Annotated in this window: 16 protein-coding genes; 3 read left to right on the top strand and 13 right to left on the bottom strand. The window is 37.1% G+C overall.

The genetic code is table 11. From position 1 onward, the window contains the following. Position 1 precedes the first annotated feature (1 nt). The 3 genes from sprA to VI621_RS13660 all read right to left on the bottom strand — a co-directional run bounded on the left by sprA (position 2) and on the right by VI621_RS13660 (position 10,194). A complete protein-coding gene (gene sprA, locus VI621_RS13650; RefSeq protein WP_414655497.1) occupies positions 2–7,234 on the bottom strand; it encodes a cell surface protein SprA in 7,233 nt (2,410 codons plus the stop codon). A gap of 3 nt (positions 7,235–7,237) precedes the next feature. Then, positions 7,238–7,819 carry a Holliday junction branch migration protein RuvA gene (gene ruvA / locus VI621_RS13655; RefSeq protein ID WP_324218962.1) on the bottom strand — a complete coding sequence of 194 codons (582 nt, stop codon included), beginning with the start codon at positions 7,817–7,819 and terminating at the stop codon, positions 7,238–7,240. Between the two features lie 89 nt (positions 7,820–7,908). Beyond that, complete coding sequence (locus tag VI621_RS13660; RefSeq protein WP_324218963.1) at positions 7,909–10,194, bottom strand: NADP-dependent malic enzyme; 2,286 nt, start codon at positions 10,192–10,194, stop codon at positions 7,909–7,911. Positions 10,195–10,605: 411 nt separating this feature from the next. On the opposite strand from VI621_RS13660, the gene VI621_RS13665 reads away from it, so the two are divergent. Genes VI621_RS13665 through VI621_RS13675 form a run of 3 tightly spaced genes read left to right on the top strand, consistent with a single transcriptional unit; the run spans position 10,606 to position 14,181 of the window. Beyond that, the gene (locus tag VI621_RS13665; RefSeq protein ID WP_324218964.1) at positions 10,606–12,114 is read left to right on the top strand and encodes a thymidine phosphorylase family protein; all 1,509 of its coding nucleotides are present in this window, start codon (positions 10,606–10,608) and stop codon (positions 12,112–12,114) included. A 1-nt stretch (position 12,115) separates the two neighbouring features. Further along, positions 12,116–13,027, top strand: a complete 912-nt coding sequence (locus VI621_RS13670) for a ribose-phosphate pyrophosphokinase (RefSeq protein ID WP_324218965.1) — start codon at positions 12,116–12,118, stop codon at positions 13,025–13,027. Further along, entirely contained in the window at positions 13,027–14,181 is a 1,155-nt protein-coding gene (locus VI621_RS13675; RefSeq protein ID WP_324218966.1) for a phospholipase D-like domain-containing protein, read from the top strand. Before VI621_RS13670 ends, VI621_RS13675 begins: the two co-directional genes overlap by 1 nt. Positions 14,182–14,218: 37 nt before the next feature. Here the strand turns inward: VI621_RS13675 and queG are convergent, their stop codons facing one another. The 10 genes from queG to nrfD all read right to left on the bottom strand — a co-directional run bounded on the left by queG (position 14,219) and on the right by nrfD (position 24,008). Next, a complete protein-coding gene (gene queG / locus VI621_RS13680; protein WP_324218967.1) occupies positions 14,219–15,142 on the bottom strand; it encodes a tRNA epoxyqueuosine(34) reductase QueG in 924 nt (307 codons plus the stop codon). 146 nt (positions 15,143–15,288) lie between these two features. Continuing rightward, positions 15,289–16,311, bottom strand: coding sequence for a Holliday junction branch migration DNA helicase RuvB (gene ruvB / locus VI621_RS13685; RefSeq protein WP_324219011.1), 1,023 nt, complete (start codon positions 16,309–16,311; stop codon positions 15,289–15,291). A 56-nt stretch (positions 16,312–16,367) separates the two neighbouring features. Beyond that, complete coding sequence (locus VI621_RS13690) at positions 16,368–16,676, bottom strand: GNAT family N-acetyltransferase (protein WP_324218968.1); 309 nt, start codon at positions 16,674–16,676, stop codon at positions 16,368–16,370. After that, complete coding sequence (locus VI621_RS13695; RefSeq protein WP_324218969.1) at positions 16,669–16,902, bottom strand: (4Fe-4S)-binding protein; 234 nt, start codon at positions 16,900–16,902, stop codon at positions 16,669–16,671. The genes VI621_RS13690 and VI621_RS13695 overlap by 8 nt, the downstream gene beginning before the upstream one ends. 111 nt (positions 16,903–17,013) lie before the next feature. Beyond that, on the bottom strand, positions 17,014–18,810 hold the full coding sequence (locus tag VI621_RS13700) for a cytochrome c oxidase subunit I (protein WP_324218970.1): 1,797 nt from the start codon (positions 18,808–18,810) through the stop codon (positions 17,014–17,016). A 25-nt stretch (positions 18,811–18,835) separates the two neighbouring features. Further along, a complete protein-coding gene (locus VI621_RS13705) occupies positions 18,836–19,999 on the bottom strand; it encodes a cytochrome c oxidase subunit II (protein WP_324218971.1) in 1,164 nt (387 codons plus the stop codon). Between the two features lie 19 nt (positions 20,000–20,018). Next, a complete protein-coding gene (locus VI621_RS13710) occupies positions 20,019–21,503 on the bottom strand; it encodes a quinol:cytochrome C oxidoreductase (protein WP_324218972.1) in 1,485 nt (494 codons plus the stop codon). 27 nt (positions 21,504–21,530) lie between these two features. After that, on the bottom strand, positions 21,531–22,079 hold the full coding sequence (locus VI621_RS13715) for a cytochrome c (protein ID WP_324218973.1): 549 nt from the start codon (positions 22,077–22,079) through the stop codon (positions 21,531–21,533). Between the two features lie 8 nt (positions 22,080–22,087). Beyond that, positions 22,088–22,612 (bottom strand): DUF3341 domain-containing protein, encoded by a 525-nt coding sequence (locus VI621_RS13720; RefSeq protein ID WP_324218974.1) that lies wholly within the window; start codon positions 22,610–22,612, stop codon positions 22,088–22,090. Beyond that, the gene (gene nrfD, locus VI621_RS13725) at positions 22,605–24,008 is read right to left on the bottom strand and encodes an NrfD/PsrC family molybdoenzyme membrane anchor subunit (protein WP_324218975.1); all 1,404 of its coding nucleotides are present in this window, start codon (positions 24,006–24,008) and stop codon (positions 22,605–22,607) included. Before nrfD ends, VI621_RS13720 begins: the two co-directional genes overlap by 8 nt. Positions 24,009–24,042 lie beyond the last annotated feature (34 nt).

Genomic DNA, 24,042 nt, shown 5'->3' on the forward strand with positions numbered 1-24,042 from the left:
CTTAATTTCCAAAATTATATCGCAAGGTAAATCCGGCACGGATGTTTGTCATTGGAAATGAAGTTGATATTACAGCTTTTGAAAACGAATGGTCATAATAGAAAATAGCCGTTAGATTTTTACTGAAAGAGTAATCTGCCGTTAATTTTGCTGACCAGATATTTTGCCCACCGGCCAATTGATTGTTATCGTAATCTAAATATCTAACAATAGTCTGGTTGTTGCGATAAGAGAAATCTGTTTTGATATTGATATCGCTTTTTATGATTCCAGACGGATCCTCTGCCAATTTAGTAGAGAAAATGACGTCTTTAAATCGATAACCTACTCCAACAACATATTCTATTCCTTTTACTTCCGTTAAAAGATTATTATCGAAACTCATTGATAAAGCCCTGTCTTTCTTCATTTCGGCCAGGAATTTAAACGCATTTTTCATTTCGAAATCTATCCTAACCAATGGATTAAACTGTTCCACTAAATTGATATTTGATATAATGGTTTTGTTATAGAAATTTCCGCCTGTGTCTGTGCCATTTGGATTTTGGTTATAATCAAGATTAGACCTAAACGAGTTAATGGTATAAGAAGCTCTGTAACTATTTTGCACAGAAAAACGTTTGAACGTGTCTTTGAATAATTTATACCTCATCAATCCGTTATATTTTGCAGTCCAGTTCGGGATTGGAAAATTTCTAAAAGCTTCCAGTGAAACACCAGACGCCGATTCGCCATACGGTTTACTAATTAAACCTGTATAAGCAGCCATAAATGACGGCAATAACACGGCTTGGCTATTTTTTCCAAAACCTACAGGATAACCTTCAGCATCTGTTGGAAAACTCGACGAGCCATAATGATTGGTGGCCAAACGATTGGCAACAATTATTCTGTTTTCTCTAAAATCATCAAATGCAGAAGATATGTTCTCGTCGCTTGTCTTAAAGGATGTTTTTAGCATTACAGTTGAAATCGAGAAATTACCATAATTATAAGGTGATCTCGATTGGTACTCGTCTCCAATCACATCATATTGCTCCGAGAAATTATTGGCATAAACTCTGTCCGCATTTAAATCAATTTTGAAATCCGGGAATAAATCCATGTTTGCTGTTATATTCAAAGCCCTGTTGGTCACTTGAGTGAAGTTCTGATTAAAATCCGGATAGTTGCTTAACCAACCGTTTTGTGCCGCAGCATATCTTATATCGTCCTGAGAACCGAAAACAAATCCCAATGTTGGTTTCGAGGAACCAAAAAACCCGATCCCCGGAAGATATCCTGGTAAAGCCGTACCTTTATTTTCGGAATAGTTTACCTGAATATTTTTTACACTAGTCAGCACCCCTCTCAATCCATCAAGAAAAATATTTCCCTCGGTATCAGTTTGCTGAGCCTGTGTATTGGTGATTTTCTGTCCCGGTTTTGGCGCAGTTGCCGGTGTTGCTTTTGCCGGTTTTTTTGCTCTTTTAGTTAACCCTACATATTTGTAAAAGCTATCCATATTGAATGCGGTGTTCAATTTGTGTGATGCCGAATTTTGAATAGTATTACCCAGATTAAAAAGCGTTCCGTTTTCGTCTTCGATGGTTGTTAATGCTATCGATGCACGCTGCCAGCTATAATTTCCAGTATAAGAATAGGTCGATTTTATAAAAGAAAATACAGGTATTTTGTTAATTGGCAACTCATAATTCACAACCAGTTGTTGCATGTGCTGGTTTGGATCACCAATACTCCAGTAATCATCCCAGATTGTAACGGTGTTATCAGGTACATTATCTTCATTCATATAATTTCTCACAATATTATTTGATGAAGCCGTATAATTTAATTTTAATGCTTTGGTCAAATTATAATTGAAACCGTATTGATAATTAAACAGGAAGTTTCTTCTGTACAATGGATCCAGACCAATTCCCGCAACATCAACCTGTCTAAATTGTTGTTTGTTGTATTGTCTTATTATATTAGAACTAAAAGAAATATTAGACGGCAAATAATTAAAATTAAAATCACTTAACAATTTCCAATAGTCGCTTTTCTTGAGTATTTTGGATTTCTTGAAAGGTTCCACAGATTTTGGCTGAAAACTAAAGGCATAATCAACAGTGGTATTTACCTGCTGGTCAATATAATCTTCAATTTCAAAATCATGACGATCTACCTGGTTGTAAGAATACGACAAGGTTAAATTTTCAGGATCATACACACGTTGCTTTTGCTCCGGAGCTCTTTCTCTTTTAACGCCAATAAAGTTGATACTTTTGCGCTTAGTATAGTCAATTGCTCTGTCTCTGATATTATTTCTTTCGGTTTCATCAGTGGTCACATCCAACAGCTGTTGCAGCTTAATATCCTGATTAAACGGATCGTATTCCGGAGTTATAATTTCTTCGCCAACAGCATAGTTGAATGGCAAATTAATACCCCATTTTTTTGGTAATAATTTACCAAGACTCAGATTCGTAACAATATTATATTGCTGGATATCTTCTCTGCTTCTTTCATTCGGTCCTTGTTCCAATGCTCCAAAACCTATCGTGCTCATTTTTCCGGTAGTAGAAACCGTTGCGAAATCAGCAAGATTCGAATCCAGACTCACTACTGCGGCCATCCCGCCTTTGTTGTCCATGTCTGACAGACGAAGCTCGTTGAACCAAACTTCTCCGCGAATATCACTAGTGTTTGTTTCCTTATTTTTTATACCAATCATTAAGGTCCGCACCAATCCAAAATTTGGATTTCCTCTAATCCCTAATCTCAGTTTTCCTCTGTTGGTATTATTTGCTAATGATGGGTCCAACACATCGTCATCAATAAAACGAATTCCATTAATATCTTCAGGTGGTGCCGCAGTTCCCATCGACAAAATTTTCAATTGGGTTAACAATGACAAGGGCAAGTCGATTTCATTCATTTCAGGCCAAATATCTTCTGGATCTAAAGCCCCTTCAGCAGTAACTTTTAAAGGAATTTCAATTTGATAAAAGTTTTGCGTAAAGTCATTTCCAAAACGGATAAAACCAATCATCTGATCATCTTGCAATGGCGTAGGATCAGTTGGTGCAGGAAGTGCTTCGGCATGTAAAAACATTTTTAGGTTTTTGAACTGACGCATATCTACACTTACATTTTTAAAAACTGCTCTTGAATCGCCTGGCTCTAATCCGTCGCCAGAAGCTCTCAATGATAATGACTGCTCATTTTGATTGATAACGGTATTGTTATTATACAATTCCTCTCTAACTACTCCTGGAGGAATAACGTAATTTATTGGTTCTCTGTCTCCGTTTTCCTGAATATTAATAGCCAATACATCGAAATCCGTGTCGTCATCATTTGGATTTGTATCGTCAGCATCCAGCGTATTGGTATATCTTCTCCACTCGCCTCTTACCAAATCTAAAGCCCCAAAACGAACTGTAATTTGATCATTGAACCCGGTCATAAACATTCTCATAAAACTGATACTTCTGAAATCAGAAATACTGCCTATAGTATTTTCCGGGGCCAATACAGGAATTTTGAATTGTATCCATCTTGCAGCGGTTGGAGTAGCTCCGGGAGGCAAATTGACAGCTGTTGTTAATCTTACATCGGTTACATATCTATCCCCTATTCCCATACCATCATACAAATCAATGCTGTATTCATAATAGGCATTAATGGTGTTCATGGTATTGTCTCTGTTGATATCCTCAACATCTGGAATTGTAGACGAACCTCTATTGGTATCCGTAACCTCTATCGGAGAGTTTCCATCGGTTCCGTTATATTTTTCATACCGTTCCAGAACGTCTCCGGAAGCATTTAAAAAATATTGGTAATCATCTGCTGCAGGATCTTCCAGACCAGCAAAACCAGGAAACTTAACTGCTTCATCGTTATTATTTAATCCATCCAAACCAATATCCTGATTTGCCCTGTTTGCGGCATTGGTATCAAAAGCATAAATTAGGGATTGTGATGCTGGCACATTTCCCCAATCTGGTTGTGGTGTCACTAATATTTGATCTGGTCCAAGTCCGTTTTCAAATTGTTTTCTACCATCTTTCAGCACGTCTTCAGAAATTGAACCTAAGTTAAAGTAGATTTTACCCGGATTTACTACAGTGGTCGGATCTCCAGTATAATAAGGATCTAACATCCAAAATTGGATATACTCCACATTGGCTTGCTCGAAATTTGTTGAATTTATAGAACGCATAATTCCACCGAAATTCTCTTCAGGATTTGGTAAGTCATTAGTTCCCGATGCAGCGGTATTGAAATTATAAGGCCCTCTTTTTCGTGGATCATAGGTTAAATCTAATGTATTAATAACCTGAGTTTGTCCGACAGCAATGTCAGTTAGCGGATACAATTCTTCACTATAAATTCTTCGGGTTGCATTCAGGGAAATTTGTTGAATAGAAATATCTGTCGGTCTTGAAGCATAAAATGTAGGGTCAATAGAGTACCATGACAATTTAGCTCTTTTGAAACCATAAGGCAAACCAACGGCATTTTCATTAAAATTATAGCTTCCAAAAGGCGAAGGAGTCAATGGAGTTACCGGGGTTGATGATAAACTCCAGGCAGAAGGTGCCCGCATGTCTATTGTGGTCTGCGAACCTTCAAAATCATCTACATAAATGGTAGATTCTCCTTCAAATTGATCTCCTTTTGGAGTATCCGGTTTCAAGAAAGCAACCTCTCCTCTGAAGGAAATATTAGAAGGAACATCCGTATCCATGAATGGTAATTTATTAACCAGTCTTGTCAAGAAAGGGACTTCAGTAGAGTAATTTGTATTAAAACCAAAAATAGTATTGTTGACAGATTCCTGACCGTAATTTGATTTTTGAGTAAATGGCTTTTCGGTCATTTTTAAAAATGTGGCACCAACTAAAAACTTATCAGAAATTTTATGTTCTACATTAACTCCCATAAATCTTCTGGTTTGCTGACCAAAAACAGAGTTGTTTTCTACAGAAACTTCAATTGGCGTGTTAGATGCCTGAAGCGATGGATCCAAAATCTGAACCCTTCCCAATTGATAATTTACACTATAATCAATACCTTCTGCCAAAACTCTTCCGCCTGCCGTAACCACTACAGAACCTCTCGGCACATTAAAAGCTCCGATTGGAATTCCGTCCCCACTGGAAGATTTGAATTTTCCTTTTAACTGAAATTTGTTTTTATCACTGTCCTGCAATGCCGCAGATTGTGTTAGGCGATACATGTTTCCAAAAACATATTTTGTCTGATTGGCATTATAAATACCTCCGGTACTTTCACCCTCATTATAATCCTCTCCCGGATTACTTCTTAATTTTTCGAACAAATGTTGCCCAAAAGGCTCTACGGTTGTAAATATTAATCTTCCGCTTTGCGCATCAACAGTAAGTCCCGGAATAAAATCAAAGAAACCATCACCACCCGTTTGTGGGTCGTTATTGTAATTTAATTTATCGACATTAAATACTTTTAACAAAGGCGTGCTGGTCACTAAATCCTCAGGTTGTGGTAACGGCGGAACGATATCAATGTAATTTAAAGGCGAAGGATCTGTATAAAGAATGTTAAATTTAAAATCTTCCTGTTGCAATTGAAATGCCCCCGGAATCTGATAAATATTTTTCATCATCAAGTTCCAAACCGGATCCTCCACACTTGTCAAACTGCTTTTCAGCATTTTCAATATCAGACTCTGAGTTGAAACGGTTGTCGGCTGGCCAGTATTTGGATCAGTAGGCCCTGTTTGTGTGGCATCGACTCCGTCTGTACCAAATTCTCCAACCTGATACACCTGATCTCCAATGGTATATTGATAGGCAATGGCAAGCACTTCGTCATTTGCTAAACGCTGCTGTAAGGAAACATAACCCAATTGGGGATGAAAAGTAAATTCATTTGGATTTAATTTTCTGGCATTTTCCAACTTTGAATAATCTTGTCCTTCACTAACGGTAACTCCGGTAAAACCAGAATTTGCAGTTACAATTTCTCGAATATTTCCATTCAAAAATCCACCCGCATCTATCAGTGCAGGATCATATTTATTGTTTTTATTATCTGATGGGGTATTAATTGGAGCAATAAAAAAATTGGTTGTAGGCGTTACAACCACTACTTCATCATCATTCAAACCTGTTAATTGTGATTCCCCTAAATCCTGAAGCGCAATAATATTTCTAAGGTTATTATTGGTTGTGGTAACTCTGTTTTGTCGGTTGGTTATCCAAGCTTCCACTCGGGTAATCTGAACCCTGCTATCTACATATGGATAATTTCTAAGCGAGGTATCGTATTTGCTTCTGAAATATTGGGATAAGAAAAAGTGTCTGTCCGAATCGTAATCCAACGCAAACATTTCAAAATCCTGAATCGTTCCGCCGCCTTGTGCCGTTACAGTTTTGGTTTGTGATTTTTGTTCCGAGAAAATTCCCGTAACGGTCGTTTTACCAAACTGAAGCTGTGCTTTTACACCAAACAAACTTTGTGCCCCGCGAATCAGGGAACTGTTCAAAGGCAAACTCACGTTTCCTATTTCTATTTTTTGAATAATATCGTCTTCCGTTGGCGTGTATTCTAATTTTATCAAATTTTGAAATGCAAAGGTAGATTCGGTATCGTAATTGGCATTTACCTGAAGTCTTGTCCCTACTTTTCCCATCAGACTCATGCTGATTCTCTGATCAAAATCAAAACTGGTACTGGATCTGTTTCTTGGAGAAATCGAAGGATTGTCTTGTTTTGAATAACGTACACCCAAATCCAATTCTACGGAACCGGTTGGTTTTACATCGATGGTATTGCCACCAAAAATAGTTTCAAAAAAACCGGAATTAACATAATAACGCGGTAACAAATCTTTTTTGGCGGCTTCACTTCCTTCTTTTTTACCATCTATTGCATCCGATTTTTTCTTGAAATAATCTCGCATGGATTCACGCATCACCAATTGATCGTATTCTTTTGGAGTAAGAATAATAGGGTAATTAATGTTAAAACCATCCACAGTATTGGTATAAACATACCGGTCGGTTACAGGGTCATAAGTATAAGCCTCCAGAATACTCGGTGGATTTTTTATATCTACCTTACCGGTAGAATAGCCTGTTTTTGTAGTGTCTTGAACTTCTTCGTCCACCTGAGCGTGCAAACTGAAATTAGAAAGAAGAACTAGTAAGAAAATACTAATTTTAAGAATGGCTCCCGAACCTTTTAAATAAAATGTTTTCAAGTACTATAAATTTTTTAAAGCTTGTTTTATAATTGTCTCTACGGTTGCGTCTGGATTGTCCTTAACGATTTTTTCCACTACTTTTTCGGCTGATTTCCTAATAAAACCTAACACTTCCAAAGCAGATAACGCTTCATCTTTATTTGTATTGCTTTGACTCATCGAAACTTCGTCTAAATCGTACAATTTTAACACCTTGTCTTTTAAATCCAGAATAACTCTTTGGGCTGTTTTACTTCCAATTCCTTTTATGGACTGAATTGTAACTACATCCGCAGAAGCTATTGCATGAATAATCTGTTTAGGATCTAATGATGACAACATGGTTCTCGCAATACTGGCTCCAATTCCAGAAACTGAAAGCAGCATTTTAAATATTTCTCGCTCAGATTTTTCTACAAATCCAAATAAGGTATGGGAATCTTCTTTTATTTGAAGATAGGTAAACAATTTTATCGCATCAGAAGCCGGAAGCAAAGAGTACGTATGCAAGGAAATATTCACATGATATCCAACGCCGTTGCAGTCAATAATGACATCTGTTGGTGTTTTTTCTACTAATTTTCCTTGTAAGTGTGCTATCATTTTGTTTAGTTGTTTCCAAATATAAGAAAAATCTCCAATGGAAAATATTCTTCCGGATTATCTACAGAAATATACGTTCTGCAGCGCATTTATTTTGGTTTATTTCTTTTCTCTTTTTCTTGGGCATCTACAACGGAAACTGCTACCATATTCACCATTTCTTCGACACTTGCACCCAATTGAAAAATATGAACCGGTTTTTCCATCCCTAACAATATTGGTCCAATAGAATCAACTTTGTACAGCTCTTTTAATAATTTATAGGTAATATTGGCAGCTTCTAAATTAGGGAATATCAATGTGTTTACTTTTTTCCCTGCTAATTTAGAAAACGGGAATTTATTTTTCAGCATCTCCGGATTCAAAGCGAAATCGGCTTGCAATTCACCATCAACAATTAGCTCCGGATGATTTTTATGCAAAAAGGCTACTGCTTCACGAACCTTATTTGCACTTTCGTAACCTGATGAACCAAAATTAGAAAACGAAATCATCGCAATAACCGGATCCAAACCAAACATCCTTACCGTTTTTGCTGTCATTAAAGCAATTTTCGCCAAATCATCAGCCATTGGATTCGGGTTAATCGCGGTATCGGATAGAAACATCGGGCCACGATTGGTCATCATCATGTTGGTTGAGGCAATTAGGGATACGCCAGGCGCTTTCCCTATTAATTGCATAATCGGTTTTACAACGGTTGGATAACTGCGCGAATAGCCAGAAACCATGGCATCTGCATCCCCTTCATTGACCATCATCGCAGCAAAATAATTACGTTCTCGCATCCATTTTTGAGCATCTAAAAGCGAGATTCCCCTTCTTTGTCTCGATTTCCAGTAAATATCTGCATAGTGATTTCTTCTCTGGTCTTCTTCGTATGTTTTTGGATCTATAATCGGCACATCCGCTTCAAAACCAATCTCTTCTTTAAGCTCTAAAATCGTTTCCCGGTTTCCTAACAGGATTGGAAAAGCAATTTTATCTTCATACGCGATTTGAGCTGCTTTCAACACATCTAAATGATCTGCTTCGGCAAAAACGACGCGTTTTGGATCCGTTTTAGCTCTATTGGCCAAAAGGCGAACCATTTTATTATCAGAACCTAATCTTTCCAGTAATTCTTCCTCGTATTTCCCCCAATCTGTAATTGGATTTAATGCCACACCAGATTCCATCGCTGCTTTTGCAACTGCAGGAGCCACTGTCGAAATTAATCTTGGATCAAATGGTTTTGGAATAATATAATCTCTTCCGAAAATTAATTTGGTTTCTCCGTAAGCAATATTTACCTGCTCAGGAACGGATTCTTTGGCTAAAGCCGCTAAAGCTTTTACGGCTGCCATTTTCATCGCTTCGTTTATTTTTGTGGCACGAACATCGAGTGCGCCTCTAAAAATATAAGGAAATCCAAGCACATTATTCACTTGGTTTGGATGATCAGAACGCCCCGTTGCCATAATAATATCTTTTCTGGTAGCAACTGCCACATCGTAATCAATCTCCGGAGTTGGATTAGCCATCGCGAAAACGATAGGGTCATTGGCCATTCCAAGTAACATTTCTGAAGAAAGAATATTTCCTGCCGAAAGTCCCAAGAAAACATCCGCTTCCTGAAGCGCTTCGCCAAGTGTACTATTTTTTAATCCTTTGGAATATATTTGTTGTAAGGGTGATAAATCGGTTCTGTCGCTTGACAAAACACCATCTTTATCAAACATGATGATTTGGTCTGGGTTTACGCCTAACAAAACATAAAGATTGGCACAAGCCAAAGCTGCAGAACCTGCTCCGGAAATAACGACTTTTACATCTTGGATTTTTTTGCCAGCCAATTCCAATGCATTGAGTAATGCTGCAGAGGATATAATCGCCGTTCCGTGTTGGTCATCATGCATCACCGGAATGTTCAGTTCTTCGACCAATCGTCTTTCGATTTCAAAAGATTCGGGTGCCTTAATGTCTTCGAGGTTGATTCCTCCAAAAGTTGGAGCAATTGCTTTTACCGTTTCCACGAATTTGTCGATGTCACGCGCATCCACCTCGATGTCAAAAACATCAATATCTGCAAAGATTTTAAACAACAAAGCTTTACCTTCCATTACAGGTTTTGAAGCTTCCGGACCAATGTCACCCAGTCCTAAAACGGCAGTTCCATTAGTAATTACGGCAACCAGATTGCCTTTGGCAGTATATTTATAAACGTTGTTAATGTCTTTTGCAATTTCCAGACAAGGCTCGGCAACACCGGGCGAATAGGCCAATGACAAATCTCTTTGTGTGGCATATTTTTTTGTTGGAACGACCTGAATTTTTCCAGGAGTTGGTTTGGCATGGTATAATAGTGCTTCTCTTCTTTTGCTGTACTTATTCATTTTGTAGATTTTATTCCGACTTACAAAGATAAAAGTCTGAGGGTAAAAAGTAAAGTTTTATCAGAATAGTTTTGTAAAGTTTTTATGGTAACGTTTAGCGTTTAATCTTACAGAGAAAACTGATAGCAATTACATCCAAATTAGTGAAAAAAGCATTAAAAAATGGCTTCTGTCGTTTAACCATTTGGAAGGATTTATTTTGTAAATTAGTAAAGAAAAAACTACCCCTCTACAATACTTTGCCAGACCTACGGCCAATAACAGTTTTTTGAAAAAAAACTCATAATTAACATCCGATATTATGGAAACAAAAATCATTAAAGGAGATTTAATTAAAGAAAAATGAAATTACCGAGAGCATCCCGCAAGAATTAAAACAATGAAAAACAATGAAAAACAATCGATATAATAATGGAACAACCTAGTTACTTAAACGCGTTAAAGATAAAATCACTGGGTATTGATACGTACCTCGAAAATAATATTTTCATGCGAAGCGATTGTCACATTTGTCGTTCAGAAGGTTTTACGGCACTCACCAGACTCGTTGTCCATCACAATGAAAAAAGTATAATTGCAACTCTGAACGTAGTCCATTCGGAATTATTACAAAAAAATGAAGCTTCACTTTCCGACATGGCATTAAAGCGTCTCAATGTAAAAGATGGCGATTTAATTACCGTCTCCCATCTTAAACCGATTGAATCACTAAGTGCTGTTCGTGCAAAAATATATCACAAAAAAATCGACGAAGCTGCATATCGTAAAATCATCAATGATATCACCAATGGCTTTTATTCGGATATTGAGATTGCTGCTTTCATTGCCGGATGTGCAGGTGAAAATCTCGATTTGGAAGAAATCATATGGCTCACCAAAGCAATGATAGATTCCGGATCAAAATTAACATGGGACGAAAAAATAATTATGGATAAACATTCCGTTGGCGGCTTACCCGGAAACCGTACAACGCCCATTGTAGTGGCAATCGTGGCTGCAGCGGGACTCACCATTCCAAAAACATCTTCACGCGCCATTACATCTCCAGCCGGAACATCCGATACAATGGAAACCATAACTATTGTAAATCTGTCCATTGAAAAGATTAAAGAAGTGGTGAATGTGGAAGGAGGCTGTTTTGCATGGGGTCGCCTGGCAAGGCTGAGTCCGGCTGATGATATACTAATCTCGGTTGAAAAGGCTTTGGATATTGATAGTACTGCGCAAATGATTGCCTCCGTCCTTTCGAAAAAAGCGGCTGTAGGTTCAACCCATGTTGTCATTGAAATTCCTTTCGGTGAAACGGCAAAAGTGCGAACGCGTGATGAAGCATTGAAGTTGCAATATTATTTTAGAGCCGTTGGCGATGCTATAAATTTAAATGTCGAAGTATTGATTACCGATGGCTCACAACCCATAGGAAGAGGTATTGGCCCTTCATTGGAAGCAATGGATGTTCTTTCGGTCTTAAGAAATCAAAAAGATGCTCCAAACAGTTTAAAAGAAAAATCGTTGATGATTGCGGGCGTTCTGCTGGAATTATCAACAAAATTCGAAAAAGGAAAAGGCCTTTCTGCAGCAAGACAAATTTTGGAAAACGGGAAAGCGTATGAGAAGTTTGAAAAAATATGTCTGGCCCAAGGAAGAATCACCGAACCAAATTTTGCTAAATATAAAATCGATATTAATTCAGAAAGTGCCGGAACCGTAACTTTCATTGATAACAGGAAGCTTGCCAAGGTCGCCAAACTCGCAGGAGCACCGCAATCTCCTTCAGCAGGAATTTACTTCAATTCCCCTATTGGAACTAAAGTAGAAAAAGGGCAGACACTCTTCACTATTTATTCTGAATCGGAAGGAGAACTGCTCTACGCAGAAGATTATTTGAAATCCGTGAATCCAATAATCAAAATTGTCTAGCATGGAAAAAATATTTTTTGCTCTACCAGGAAATGATGTATTGGCAAAATCATTGGCAGGAAAATGTCACGCAGAATTGGGCAAGGCAATTATCCGGCAATTTCCTGATGGAGAAACCTATATCAAAATCGAATCTGATGTAAAGAATAAACAAGTAATTTTGATTTGTACCCTGGATCATCCTGACAAAAAATTATTGCCACTATATTATTTGTCAAAGACTTCAAAAGAATTAGGAGCAAAATCTACCTGTATCGTTTCGCCTTATCTGGCTTATATGCGGCAAGACAAGCGCTTTGAACCAGGAGAAGGAATTACTTCTGTTTATTTCGCAAAACTCATTTCGTCATTCGCTGATTCACTTATAACTATTGACCCTCATTTGCACAGAAGAAATTCCCTGTCCGAAATATATACTATTCCGACCACTGTAATTCATGCCGCGGACCTCATTTCAGAATGGATTCGAAGTAATATTAAAAAACCAGTATTAGTCGGTCCGGATAGTGAAAGCGAACAATGGGTTTCTGAAGTTGCAGATAAGGCAGCTGCTCCATTCATTATTCTTGAAAAAATAAGAAAAGGCGATGAAGAGGTTGAAATATCTGTTCCTCATCTGGAGAAGTATAAAGATCACACGCCGGTATTGGTAGATGACATCATCTCCACTGCAAGGACTATGATTGTAACTATTGGACATTTAAAAAAAGCAGGAATGAAAAAACCCAATTGCATCGGTATTCACGGAATATTTGCAAACCATGCTTATTCAGATTTGCTTACTGCCGGAGCTGAAGAAGTGATTACCTGTAACACCATTTTGCATGAATCGAATAAAATTAAAATTGACGAAATGATTTCTTTATCGATTAATAACATGCAAAATGAAATCAATAAAAATCTGAAGAAATAATGTTAAATGATACTCTTTCTGCTTCCAAAAGCATAACCCTTGTTCATGGTGGTGAGGACTATTTTTCCCGTTTGGAACGAATTATTTTGGATGCCCAATTTGAAATCCATATTCAGATTTATATTTTTGATGACGACTTTATAGGAAATAAAATCGCCGAAGCATTAAAAAATGCGGCTTCCCGAAATGTAAAAATTTATCTTTTACTGGATGGATTCGGATCTAAATCGCTTTCAGAAGAATTTATTGAGGACTTCAGACGCCATGGAATTAATGTTCGTCTTTTCGCTCCTTTATTTTCGGCAAGTTCATTTTATATCGGCAGAAGATTACACCATAAGGTTGTTGTTGCAGATGCAAAAGTGGTATTAATTGGAGGAATAAATATCGCCGACAAATATCACGGAACTCCAACTGTTACACCCTGGCTCGATTATGCTGTGCAGTTAAATAATGAACAAATTGCGGCACCGCTTCAGGAACTGTGCCTGGATATTTATTATAAAAAAAGACAAATCCGAAGAAAAAAAATAGAATCTGTTTTTTATACTACAGAAGAAATCCATGTTAGCATTCTTCAAAATGACTGGCTGAAAAAGAAAAATGAGATTAATAACGCCTACATCAAATCCATTCGCAATTCCAAAAAGGAAATCATTATTGTTGGCAGTTATTTTTTACCCGGAAGAAAATTAATTGGTGCTTTGAAAAAAGCTTCTCAAAACAAGGTGACGATTAAATTAATTCTGTCCGGGATATCAGACGTTCCTTTGCTAAGAGGTGCTTCCCTTCATTTTTATTCTAAAATTCTGCGTTATAATATTGAAATCTACGAATGGGACAAATCTGTCATGCATGGAAAAGCCGCGGTAATTGATAGCCACTGGACCACTATTGGCTCTTTCAACCTGAACAATTTGAGTTCGTATGGAAGTATCGAAATGAATGTTGAAATTAATTCTGCGACATTTTCTAAAACGTACTTATCGCACTTGAATCAAATCATTTCGCAATGCCAAAGGGTAACTTCTGAATCTCTAATAACAGAGCAACATTATTTCTCAAAATTTTTAAACTGGCTTTGCTATTGGCTTATAAGAATAATAACAGTAGTTCTAACTTATTTGCCCTATAAGCGATTCATGAGGCTATAATAGTATGGTATTGACAAAGTAAGTTTTATCAAAAAACTCATTTCAAAAAATGTATATTCCGTTTCAAACCTTCGAACTTGGTTCTTTTTACGGCGGAGTTTTTGAAAACGGCTTTGAAGGTTTCTTCGGTGATTTCCTCCCAGTCTTTTTTGGACATCGATAAAATTTCCGGATTGGGATTAAATAATGGTTCGTTGTGTGCTTTTGAGAATTTGTTCCAAGGGCAAACATCCTGACAAATATCACAGCCAAAAGCCCAGTCTTCAAACTTTCCTTTCATTTCCTGTGGGATATTTTCTTTGAGTTCTATCGTGAAATAGGAAATGCATTTGCTACCGTCAACGACATAAGGCGCCACAATGGCTTCGGTGGGACAGGCGTCGATACAGGCGGTGCAACTGCCGCAATGATCAGTGGTGGCGTAATCGTATTCTAATTCTAAATCGATAATCAGTTCGGCTATAAAATAAAAAGAACCTACTTGTTTGGTTAGCAAATTGCTGTTTTTGCCAATCCAACCCAAACCGCTTTTGGCTGCCCAGGCTTTATCTAGCACGGGTGCCGAATCTACAAAAGCACGACCGGAAACTTCCCCGATGGTTGACTGAATGGAGAACAGCAATTCTTTGAGTTTTTCTTTGATGACAAAATGGTAATCCTGTCCATAGGCATATTTGGAGATTTTATAAGAATCTGGATTTTGCAATTCAGAAGGATAATAATTCAATAAAAGAGAAACCACGCTTTTGGCATCATCCACCAATAAAGTTGGGTTTAATCGTTTGTCGAAATTGTTTTCCATGTAGGACATTTGGCCGTTCCTATTCTTGTTCAGCCAATTTTCCAATCGCGGTGCTTCTTGTTCTAGAAATCCTGCTTGTGATATCCCACAAGACAAAAACCCGAGGCGTTGGGCTTCGGATTTTATGAATTGTGTATATTTTGATTTGTTGTTAATCAATACTCGGATATTTCGTGTGAAAATTTGAATTTACAATACGGATAGTTTATTATTTAGCTATAGCATTAGGGATAGAAGCGGTATCCTTTTTGAGGTTTTTTAACCTCAAAAAGATTTAGCGGATAGCCCGACCCTTGGGTAATGCCCTAAAACAATCCGCCTTGGGTATTGGCTTTTACTCTCCCTAAATGTTTGTATGCTTTTTCGGTTACTTCTCTTCCTCTTGGCGTTCGCATGATGAAACCTTCCTGGATTAAGAAGGGCTCGTAGACTTCTTCGATGGTTTCGCTACTTTCGGAAACGGCTGTTGCCAAAGTCGATAAGCCTACCGGTCCGCCTTTGAATTTATCGATAATGGTCGTTAAGATTTTATTGTCCATTTCGTCTAAACCGTGGGCATCTACATTTAAAGCTTTCAGCGAATAACGAGCAATCTCAATATCGATTTTTCCGTTGCCTTTGATTTGGGCGAAATCACGCACACGTCGCAACAAAGCGTTGGCAATTCGCGGTGTTCCCCTGCTCCTGCCGGCAATTTCGACGGCGGCTTCCATGGTAATTGGCATTTTTATTATGGCGGCACTTCTTTCGACAATGGTGGTCAGAAGTTCAGTGGTGTAATATTGCAAACGGCTTTGGATTCCGAAACGAGCACGCATTGGCGCTGTCAGCAATCCGGAACGTGTGGTGGCGCCGACTAAGGTAAACGGATTCAGGTTGATTTGAACCGTTCTCGCATTGGGTCCGGATTCAATCATGATGTCGATTTTGAAGTCTTCCATGGCGGAATATAAATATTCTTCGACAATGGGACTCAAACGGTGGATTTCGTCTATAAATAAAACATCACGATCTTCGAGATTGGTTAACAATCCTGCTAAATCTCCGGGTTTATCCAATACTGGCCCTGAAGTAATTTTGATACCTACGCCCAGTTCATTGGCTAAGATATTAGCCAAAGTGGTTTTTCCTAATCCTGGAGGTCCATGAAAAAGGGTATGGTCCAACGCTTCATTACGTTGATTGGCAGCCTGAACAAAAACTTTTAGGTTTTCTAATATTTGTTCCTGACCTGAAAAATCATCAAAAGAAAGGGGTCTTAACTTTTTTTCAAGATCCAGTTCTTCGGGATTGTAGTTTTGATTTGTTGGGTCTAAATTTTCATTCATCGAACAAAGATAGAAAAAGTTTAGTGGTGGATTTGTTGTTTCGTTGATTTGATATGTTAAACGTGATATCCATTGGCTAAAATAGATTTCCATTCCGGATGTCTAATCAGATATTTCGCGATAAAAGGACAAAGTGGCGCCAGCGTATAATTCTGTTCTTGGATGTAATTCAATGTTTTTTCTACAATTGCAGAACCGACTCCTTTTCCTTCCAATGCTTTTGGCACTTCGGTATGGGTAAGGAAAAGGATGTTTTCATTATTAAGTATGAATTCAATGAAAGCCGTATGATCTGCTACTTGCAATTCAAAGCATTTCTTTTCCTGATTCATTATCAATTCGCAATTGGAATAGTCGTTACTCATCTTTTTTTTCTTTTTTGTTATAATAAAATGACAATGCTCCGGAAGGGCATTTTTTAACCTGATTGATCATTTCTTCAGAACTGGCTCCATTGGCATTTACCCAAGGTTTTTCTTTGGGTTTAAAGACATTTGGCAGGCCTTTGGCACAAATTGCGGAATGGATGCACAATTCGGCTTTCCATACAATCGTTACTTCTCCGTTTGAATATTCTTTTGTAGTTTCCATGGTAATACTTGTTGCAATTAATTCCTCTAAATATAGAAAAATATCATCATATAGTAGTAATAAAAAAAGCCTTTCTGATTAGAAAGGCTTTTTTATATATCATTTGAAATATTAGTGATGTAAAACTTCTTCACCTTCTTTCATAGGAACGTTTTGAGGAACGAAATCTGTATCATGTCCTGGCTTACTGTAATCGTAAGGCCATCTGTGAACGTGAGGAATTTCTCCTGGCCAGTTACCGTGAATGTGTTCGATTGGCGCAGTCCATTCTAATGTATTCGATTTCCATGGATTTTGAACCGTTTTCTTACCGTAGAAAATACTACTGAAGAAGTTGTACAAGAATACCAATTGGAAAACACCTCCAACTAAAGCGAAAATTGTAATCAATACATTTACGTTTTGTAAATCATCAAATAATGGGAAGTTTGTATTGGTATAATAACGTCTTGGCAAACCAGCTAAACCGATGAAGTGCATTGGGAAAAATACTCCATAAGCACAAACCGCAGTTACCCAAAAATGGACATATCCTAAATTCTTATTAAGCATTTTACCGTACATCTTAGGGAACCAGTGGTAGATTCCGGCAAACATTCCGTAAAGAGCAGAAATACCCATTACTAAGTGGAAGTGAGCAATAACGAAATAAGTATCATGAACATTAATATCTAACGTACTGTCTCCAAGAATAATTCCTGTTAAACCACCTGTAATAAAGGTAGAAACCATTCCGATTGAAAACAACATCGCAGGATTAAACTGTAAGTTCCCTTTCCATAAAGTTGTAATCCAGTTAAACGCTTTTACAGCAGACGGAATTGCAATCAACAAAGTGGTGAATGTAAATACGGAACCTAAGAAAGGATTCATACCTGATATAAACATGTGGTGACCCCAAACAATAGTTGATAAAAAGGCAATCGCTAAAACTGACATGATCATTGCTCTGTATCCGAAAATAGGTTTACGTGAATTCGTAGCCATAACTTCAGATACAATACCCATTGCAGGCAAGATTACAATATAAACTTCAGGATGGCCTAAGAACCAGAATAAGTGTTCAAACAAAACTGGTGAACCACCTTGATAATGCAAAACTTCTCCAGCAATATAAATATCAGATAAGAAGAAAGAAGTACCAAAACTTCTATCAAAAATCAATAACAAAGCAGCTGATAACAATACCGGGAATGAAACCACACCAATAATTGCCGTTACAAAGAAAGTCCAGATTGTTAATGGAAGTCTAGTCATAGACATTCCTTTAGTTCTTAAATTTATAACTGTAACGATATAGTTCAAAGAACCCATCAAAGAAGATGCGATAAAAATAGCCATTGAAACCAACCATAACGTCATCCCTAAACCTGATCCAGGGATTGCTTGTGGCAATGCACTTAATGGCGGGTAGATTGTCCAACCTGCAGATGCTGGTCCAGCTTCAACAAATAATGAACCGATCATAATAACCGCAGACAAAAAGAACAACCAATAGGAAATCATATTCATGAATCCGGAAGCCATATCTCTTGCTCCAATTTGAAGTGGAATCAATAGATTACTAAAAGTTCCGCTTAAACCGGCAGTCAATACAAAGAAGACCATGATGGTTCCGTGAATGGTAACTAATGCTAAATAAATATCATTTGACATTACGCCATCGGGAGCAAATTTATCACCTAATAGGAAATTGAATATTTTGAAAGATTCTTCTGGCCAAGCCAATTGCATTCTAAAAAGCAATGACATACCAACTCCAATAACTCCCATAATAATACCTGTAATAAGATATTGTTTGGCAATCATTTTATGATCGATACTAAAGATATATTTTGTAATAAAAGTATCTTTATGGTGATGTTCGTGTTCGTGTTCGTGTCCGTGATCGTGACCTTCTGCTGACATATATGTTAACTTTAAATTTTCTTAATTATTTTTTTTCCACCACTAAAGCAACCGAAGTTGTGTCTTTAGCTTTAGAAGAATCTTTAACCATTTTTACAGGTGCTGCATCAGCAGGCACTACTGTTGATTCTTTATAAACCTGAACTAATGTTGCTTTTTCACTCAACCATTTCTTGTAATCTTCTGGCGTATCTACAATAATTTTCATTTGCATATTGTAATGTGAAACACCACAAATTTTATTACAAAGCAATAAATAATCAAAAGTATAAGGATCAAGAGCCGTTTCACCATTGGCAACAAGGGCTATGCTTTTCTTTGCTCTGAGCGCATTAATGTTGGCTACTTTTTCAATCATATAAGGCATCTCTCTATATTCTGCAGTAGTATAAATCGGCGTATAAGCAAATTCAGTAACCATACCAGGAACACAGTTCATTTGAGCTCTAAAATGCGGCATGTAAGCTGAGTGTAATACATCTTGCGAACGCATTTTGAAATGAATTTTTTTCCCTTTCGGGATATGCAATTCCGTTACAGTAATATCATCCTGTGCATTTGGATCAGCTAAATCAACACCCATGGTATTAACACCCTCGATGTATCTTACGTTGGCTTTTCCTAAAACATTGTCTTTACCTGCATATCTTGCTTCCCAGCTGAACTGTTTGGCATATAATTCAATAACTATTGTTTCTTCATCTTCATCAACAAACATAATATTAGTCCATGCATACAATCCATAAAGGATTAAACCAGCAAGAACAACAGCAGGAATAACGCTCCATACAAACTCAAGTTTGTTATTATCTGCAAAATATAATGCTTTTTGATCTTTTTTCCCTTTATATTTAAATGAAAAATAATAAAGCAACCCTTGTGTAATGGCTTGAACCACAAATATTAAAACCCAAGTGATATTCATCAAATAATCTACCTCACCTCCATGCTCAGAAGCAGGTGTATGCAGAACTAAAGGTCCCCATTTAAACAATCCATAGATTGTAAAAATATAAATGAACGCTAAGAATCCAAACATCAAATAACCTTGAATGTTATTATCGTTATCAGTTGCAACTTGAGAATTATCCGAGTGTTCGCCTACTTGAGTTAAATCAAATATCTTCGTCAACTGCCATAATGCAATAGATAATAAAACTAGAACTATAATTACCAACAAACTTGTCATCTGTTTTTACTTTTTTATATTAATAATGAAAATGTTTGCTTTCTTCAATGAAAGGATTTCTTTTTGGCAACAATGGTGATTTAGTCAATGCTGAGAAAACAACAAAAATAAATAAACCAAGGAAGAAAAGTACTGATCCAATTTCAGCAACGCCAATAAACCATTGGTCTCCAACTGTACCTGGCATAATCATGATAAAGAAATCAATATAATGTCCTGCCAAAATTACAATTCCCGCCATAACGATTACCCATGTAATTCTTTTGAAATCGGTATTGACTAAAATCAAAATCGGAAATACAAAATTCATTACTACAGCACCAAAGAATGGAAGGTTATATTGTTCAATTCTCGTAATGAAATATGTTACCTCTTCCGGAATATTAGCATACCAAATCAACATAAATTGGGAGAACCATAAGTAGGTCCAAAAAACACTGATACCGAACATGAATTTCGCTAAATCGTGAATATGGCTTGTATTTACATGCTCTAAATATCCTTTTGATTTCAAATATAAAGTAACTAAAGCAATGGTTGTAATTCCGCTTACGAAGAAACTCGCAAACACATACCATCCAAATAAGGTACTAAACCAGTGCGGGTCTACCGACATAATCCAGTCCCAAGACATAATAGATTCTGTAACAATAAAGAATACTAAAAACATAGCAGATATGTTGAAATTCTTTTTGTAGAAACTATTGTCATTTGATTCGTCTTGTGCCAAACAGTTTTTTCTTGAAAAATGACGGTATAAATTCCATCCAATTAAAAATATTGCTGCTCTAATAATCCAAAAAGGAAAGTTCAAATAACCTGATTTAGCTTGTATTAATTTATCATGAGCCACCACATCCTTATCCATCCAAATGAATAAATGATTGAAATGCATTCCGCAAAGAACTAATATGATAAAAAATATGATTGATCCAGGTAGTAAATAAGCAGTTATCCCTTGCATTACTCTAAACAAAACCGGAGACCATCCTGCTTGTGCCACTTGTTGTATCGCATAAAAAGCTAATACTCCCATAGAAACAAGCATGAAAAAGATACAAGCAACATATAATGCAGCCCATGGTTTATTTTGCAATTGGTGCAAAACATGCTCCAAATGTGCCTGATGTTCCGCGTGAGCATCATGAGTTTCTGCTTTTACTTTGTGTACTGCGGTATCTGCCTGATCATGATTTACTGCTGCAGTAGTTGTATGAGCTCCTGCAACTGCAATTGTATCAACATGCATTGAATCTAATCCTTTTGTTTCGACGATAGTTCCGTGTGGTTCAGCACCTACTTCTGCTGCAGCTGTTGCTGGTTTAGCCTCGTGAGCCGTGCCTACTGCTTCGGCATGATGACTTCCATGCGATTCGGCAGCAAGAATTTTCTCTACTTCTTGAATATCTTTCGGGGCAGTTAAAAAACCATATCCTATCCCAAGAGCACCTAATAGCATTAGGATAAAAGAAAATGTTTTTAATTTACTTGAAAATGTGTACATATCTATTACGATGAGTTTGTTCTACAATTATAATTCGCTTTTCAATTTCAGCACATAAGCTGCTACTAACCAACGTTCCTGCGCGCTCAATTGATTGGCATGTGAACCCATTGAATTTAATCCATAAGTTTCAACATGAAAAATACTTCCTTCTGTTATTACACGGTCTTTATAACTCGGTACACCCAGGAATTTCTCTTGTTTAACCAATTTTCCTTTACCGTCTCCAGAATTTCCATGACAAATGGCACAGTATATTTCGAACAGCCCTTTTGCTGATTCCATATCTGTTGTAGATAATGAATCTAGTGGTGATTTTAAATTCGCTTTTGCCAATTCATAACCAGCCGTTGAGTTTTCATATTCATATACTTCAAAACCTCTGTTTATTGATCCATTGGCAGGAAGTTGACCTTCTTTGCCATTTTTGAATGCTTTAGACTCAGAATAGGTTTCATAACTTACACCTTCATACATATTAGGCATGTATTGGTAGTTAGGGTTTTTTTTATCATGGCAAGAAGTTACTAATGCTGACATACCTAATAAAATCATTATTTTATATACGCTTTTCATATCTTCAATTAATGCTTTTCGATTACTTTTACTTCTACCGCACCTGTATTCTGGAAAAAAGAAATTAATTCTTCTTCGTTATTATTTACAGCAACTTCCATTAGGAAATGATCGTCGGTAGTTCTTACATCTGGATTTTCTGCTTGCTTGAAAGGCCATAACTTACTTCTCATATAAAAAGTAATAACCATTAAATGCGCAGCAAAGAACACAGTTAATTCAAACATAATTGGCACGAAAGCCGGCATGTTTTCAACATAACTAAAACTAGGTTTTCCACCAATATCCTGAGGCCAATCCTGAATCATTATGAAATTCATCATTGCTGTAGCAACCGCTAGACCAATACAACCATAAATGAAAGCACAAATTGCTAATCTTGTTGGGGCAATTCCCATAGCCTTATCCAATCCGTGAACTGGAAAAGGAGTGAAAACTTCTTCAATATGATGATGAGCTGCACGTGTTTTTTTAACCGCATCCATCAAAATATCATCGTCATTATAAATGGCGTATATTACTTTATTACTCATGATGTGAATCTTTATTTGCTTCTCTTTCTCTTATGTAATTATCTCCAGTTCCTTTCAAAATTGTTTTTACCTCTGCTTGAGCAATCACTGGGAATGTTCTGGCATATAATAAGAATAAAACGAAGAAGAAACCAATAGTTCCAATGAATGTTCCAATATCTACGAATGTTGGTGAGAACATCGTCCATGAAGATGGAAGGTAATCTCTATGTAATGAAGTTACGATAATTACGAAACGTTCGAACCACATACCAATATTAACAACAATAGAAATAATGAAGGAGAACATGATACTTGTTCTTAATTTTTTGAACCACATGAATTGCGGAGAGAAAACGTTACAAGACATCATTGCCCAGTATGCCCACCAGTAAGGTCCGGTTGCTCTGTTTAAAAATGCATATTGTTCGTATTCAACACCAGAATACCAAGCTACGAAAAGCTCTGTGATATAAGCAACACCAACTATAGAACCCGTAATCATGATTACAATGTTCATTAATTCGATATGCTGAACAGTGATATAAGCTTCTAGATTAGACACTTTTCTCATGATGATCAACAAGGTGTTCACCATTGCAAATCCAGAGAAAACTGCTCCGGCAACAAAGTACGGAGGGAAAATCGTTGTATGCCATCCCGGTATAACCGAGGTAGCAAAGTCCATAGATACAATCGTATGCACAGAAAGTACAAGTGGCGTTGCTAAACCTGCAAGAACCAAAGATACTTCTTCGAAACGTTGCCAGTCTTTTGCTCTTCCGCTCCAACCAAAACTCAAAATAGAATATATTTTTTTGTTGAATGGCGTTACAGCTCTGTCTCTTAACATCGCAAAATCCGGTAATAAACCTGTCCACCAGAAAACCAATGATACAGAAAGATAAGTAGAAATTGCAAATACGTCCCAAAGTAATGGTGAGTTAAAGTTTACCCAAAGCGAACCAAATTGATTCGGAATTGGCAATACCCAATACGCTAACCATGGACGACCCATGTGAATAATTGGAAATAAACCCGCTTGAATTACCGAGAAAATAGTCATGGCTTCCGCAGAACGGTTAATGGCCATTCTCCATCTTTGACGGAATAATAAAAGTACTGCTGAAATCAGAGTTCCTGCATGACCAATACCAACCCACCAAACGAAGTTAGTAATATCCCAAGCCCAACCAACTGTTTTGTTTAATCCCCATGTTCCGATACCGGTAGAAACAGTGTAAATGATACAGCCTAATCCCCAAAGGAATGCAGCTAATGCGATTGAAAATACAATCCACCATTGTTTATTTGCTCTACCCTCAACCGGTGCAGCTACATCTACTGTTACATCGTGATAAGATTTATCACCAATAACTAAGGGTTTTCTAATGGGTGCGTCGTATATATGAGACATAATCCTTTAAATTGTTACTTATTTAATTTTTTTA

It is taken from the genome of Flavobacterium sp. (assembly GCF_035292545.1).
In the GTDB taxonomy this organism is placed as follows: Bacteria; Bacteroidota; Bacteroidia; order Flavobacteriales; family Flavobacteriaceae; genus Flavobacterium.

What these genes read in the sequence shown, in the direction of transcription:
- VI621_RS13705 (WP_324218971.1), bottom strand. Translation starts at nt 19,999, where the DNA reads ATGACAAGTTTGTTGGTAATTATAGTTCTAGTTTTATTATCTATTGCA.
- VI621_RS13710 (WP_324218972.1), bottom strand. Translation starts at nt 21,503, where the DNA reads ATGTACACATTTTCAAGTAAATTAAAAACATTTTCTTTTATCCTAATG.
- VI621_RS13660 (WP_324218963.1), bottom strand. Translation starts at nt 10,194, where the DNA reads ATGAATAAGTACAGCAAAAGAAGAGAAGCACTATTATACCATGCCAAA.
- VI621_RS13720 (WP_324218974.1), bottom strand. Translation starts at nt 22,612, where the DNA reads ATGAGTAATAAAGTAATATACGCCATTTATAATGACGATGATATTTTG.
- nrfD (WP_324218975.1), bottom strand. Translation starts at nt 24,008, where the DNA reads ATGTCTCATATATACGACGCACCCATTAGAAAACCCTTAGTTATTGGT.
- VI621_RS13675 (WP_324218966.1), top strand. Translation starts at nt 13,027, where the DNA reads ATGTTAAATGATACTCTTTCTGCTTCCAAAAGCATAACCCTTGTTCAT.
- VI621_RS13665 (WP_324218964.1), top strand. Translation starts at nt 10,606, where the DNA reads ATGGAACAACCTAGTTACTTAAACGCGTTAAAGATAAAATCACTGGGT.
- VI621_RS13700 (WP_324218970.1), bottom strand. Translation starts at nt 18,810, where the DNA reads ATGTCAGCAGAAGGTCACGATCACGGACACGAACACGAACACGAACAT.
- VI621_RS13670 (WP_324218965.1), top strand. Translation starts at nt 12,116, where the DNA reads ATGGAAAAAATATTTTTTGCTCTACCAGGAAATGATGTATTGGCAAAA.
- VI621_RS13715 (WP_324218973.1), bottom strand. Translation starts at nt 22,079, where the DNA reads ATGAAAAGCGTATATAAAATAATGATTTTATTAGGTATGTCAGCATTA.
- VI621_RS13695 (WP_324218969.1), bottom strand. Translation starts at nt 16,902, where the DNA reads ATGGAAACTACAAAAGAATATTCAAACGGAGAAGTAACGATTGTATGG.
- ruvB (WP_324219011.1), bottom strand. Translation starts at nt 16,311, where the DNA reads ATGAATGAAAATTTAGACCCAACAAATCAAAACTACAATCCCGAAGAA.
- ruvA (WP_324218962.1), bottom strand. Translation starts at nt 7,819, where the DNA reads ATGATAGCACACTTACAAGGAAAATTAGTAGAAAAAACACCAACAGAT.
- VI621_RS13690 (WP_324218968.1), bottom strand. Translation starts at nt 16,676, where the DNA reads ATGAGTAACGACTATTCCAATTGCGAATTGATAATGAATCAGGAAAAG.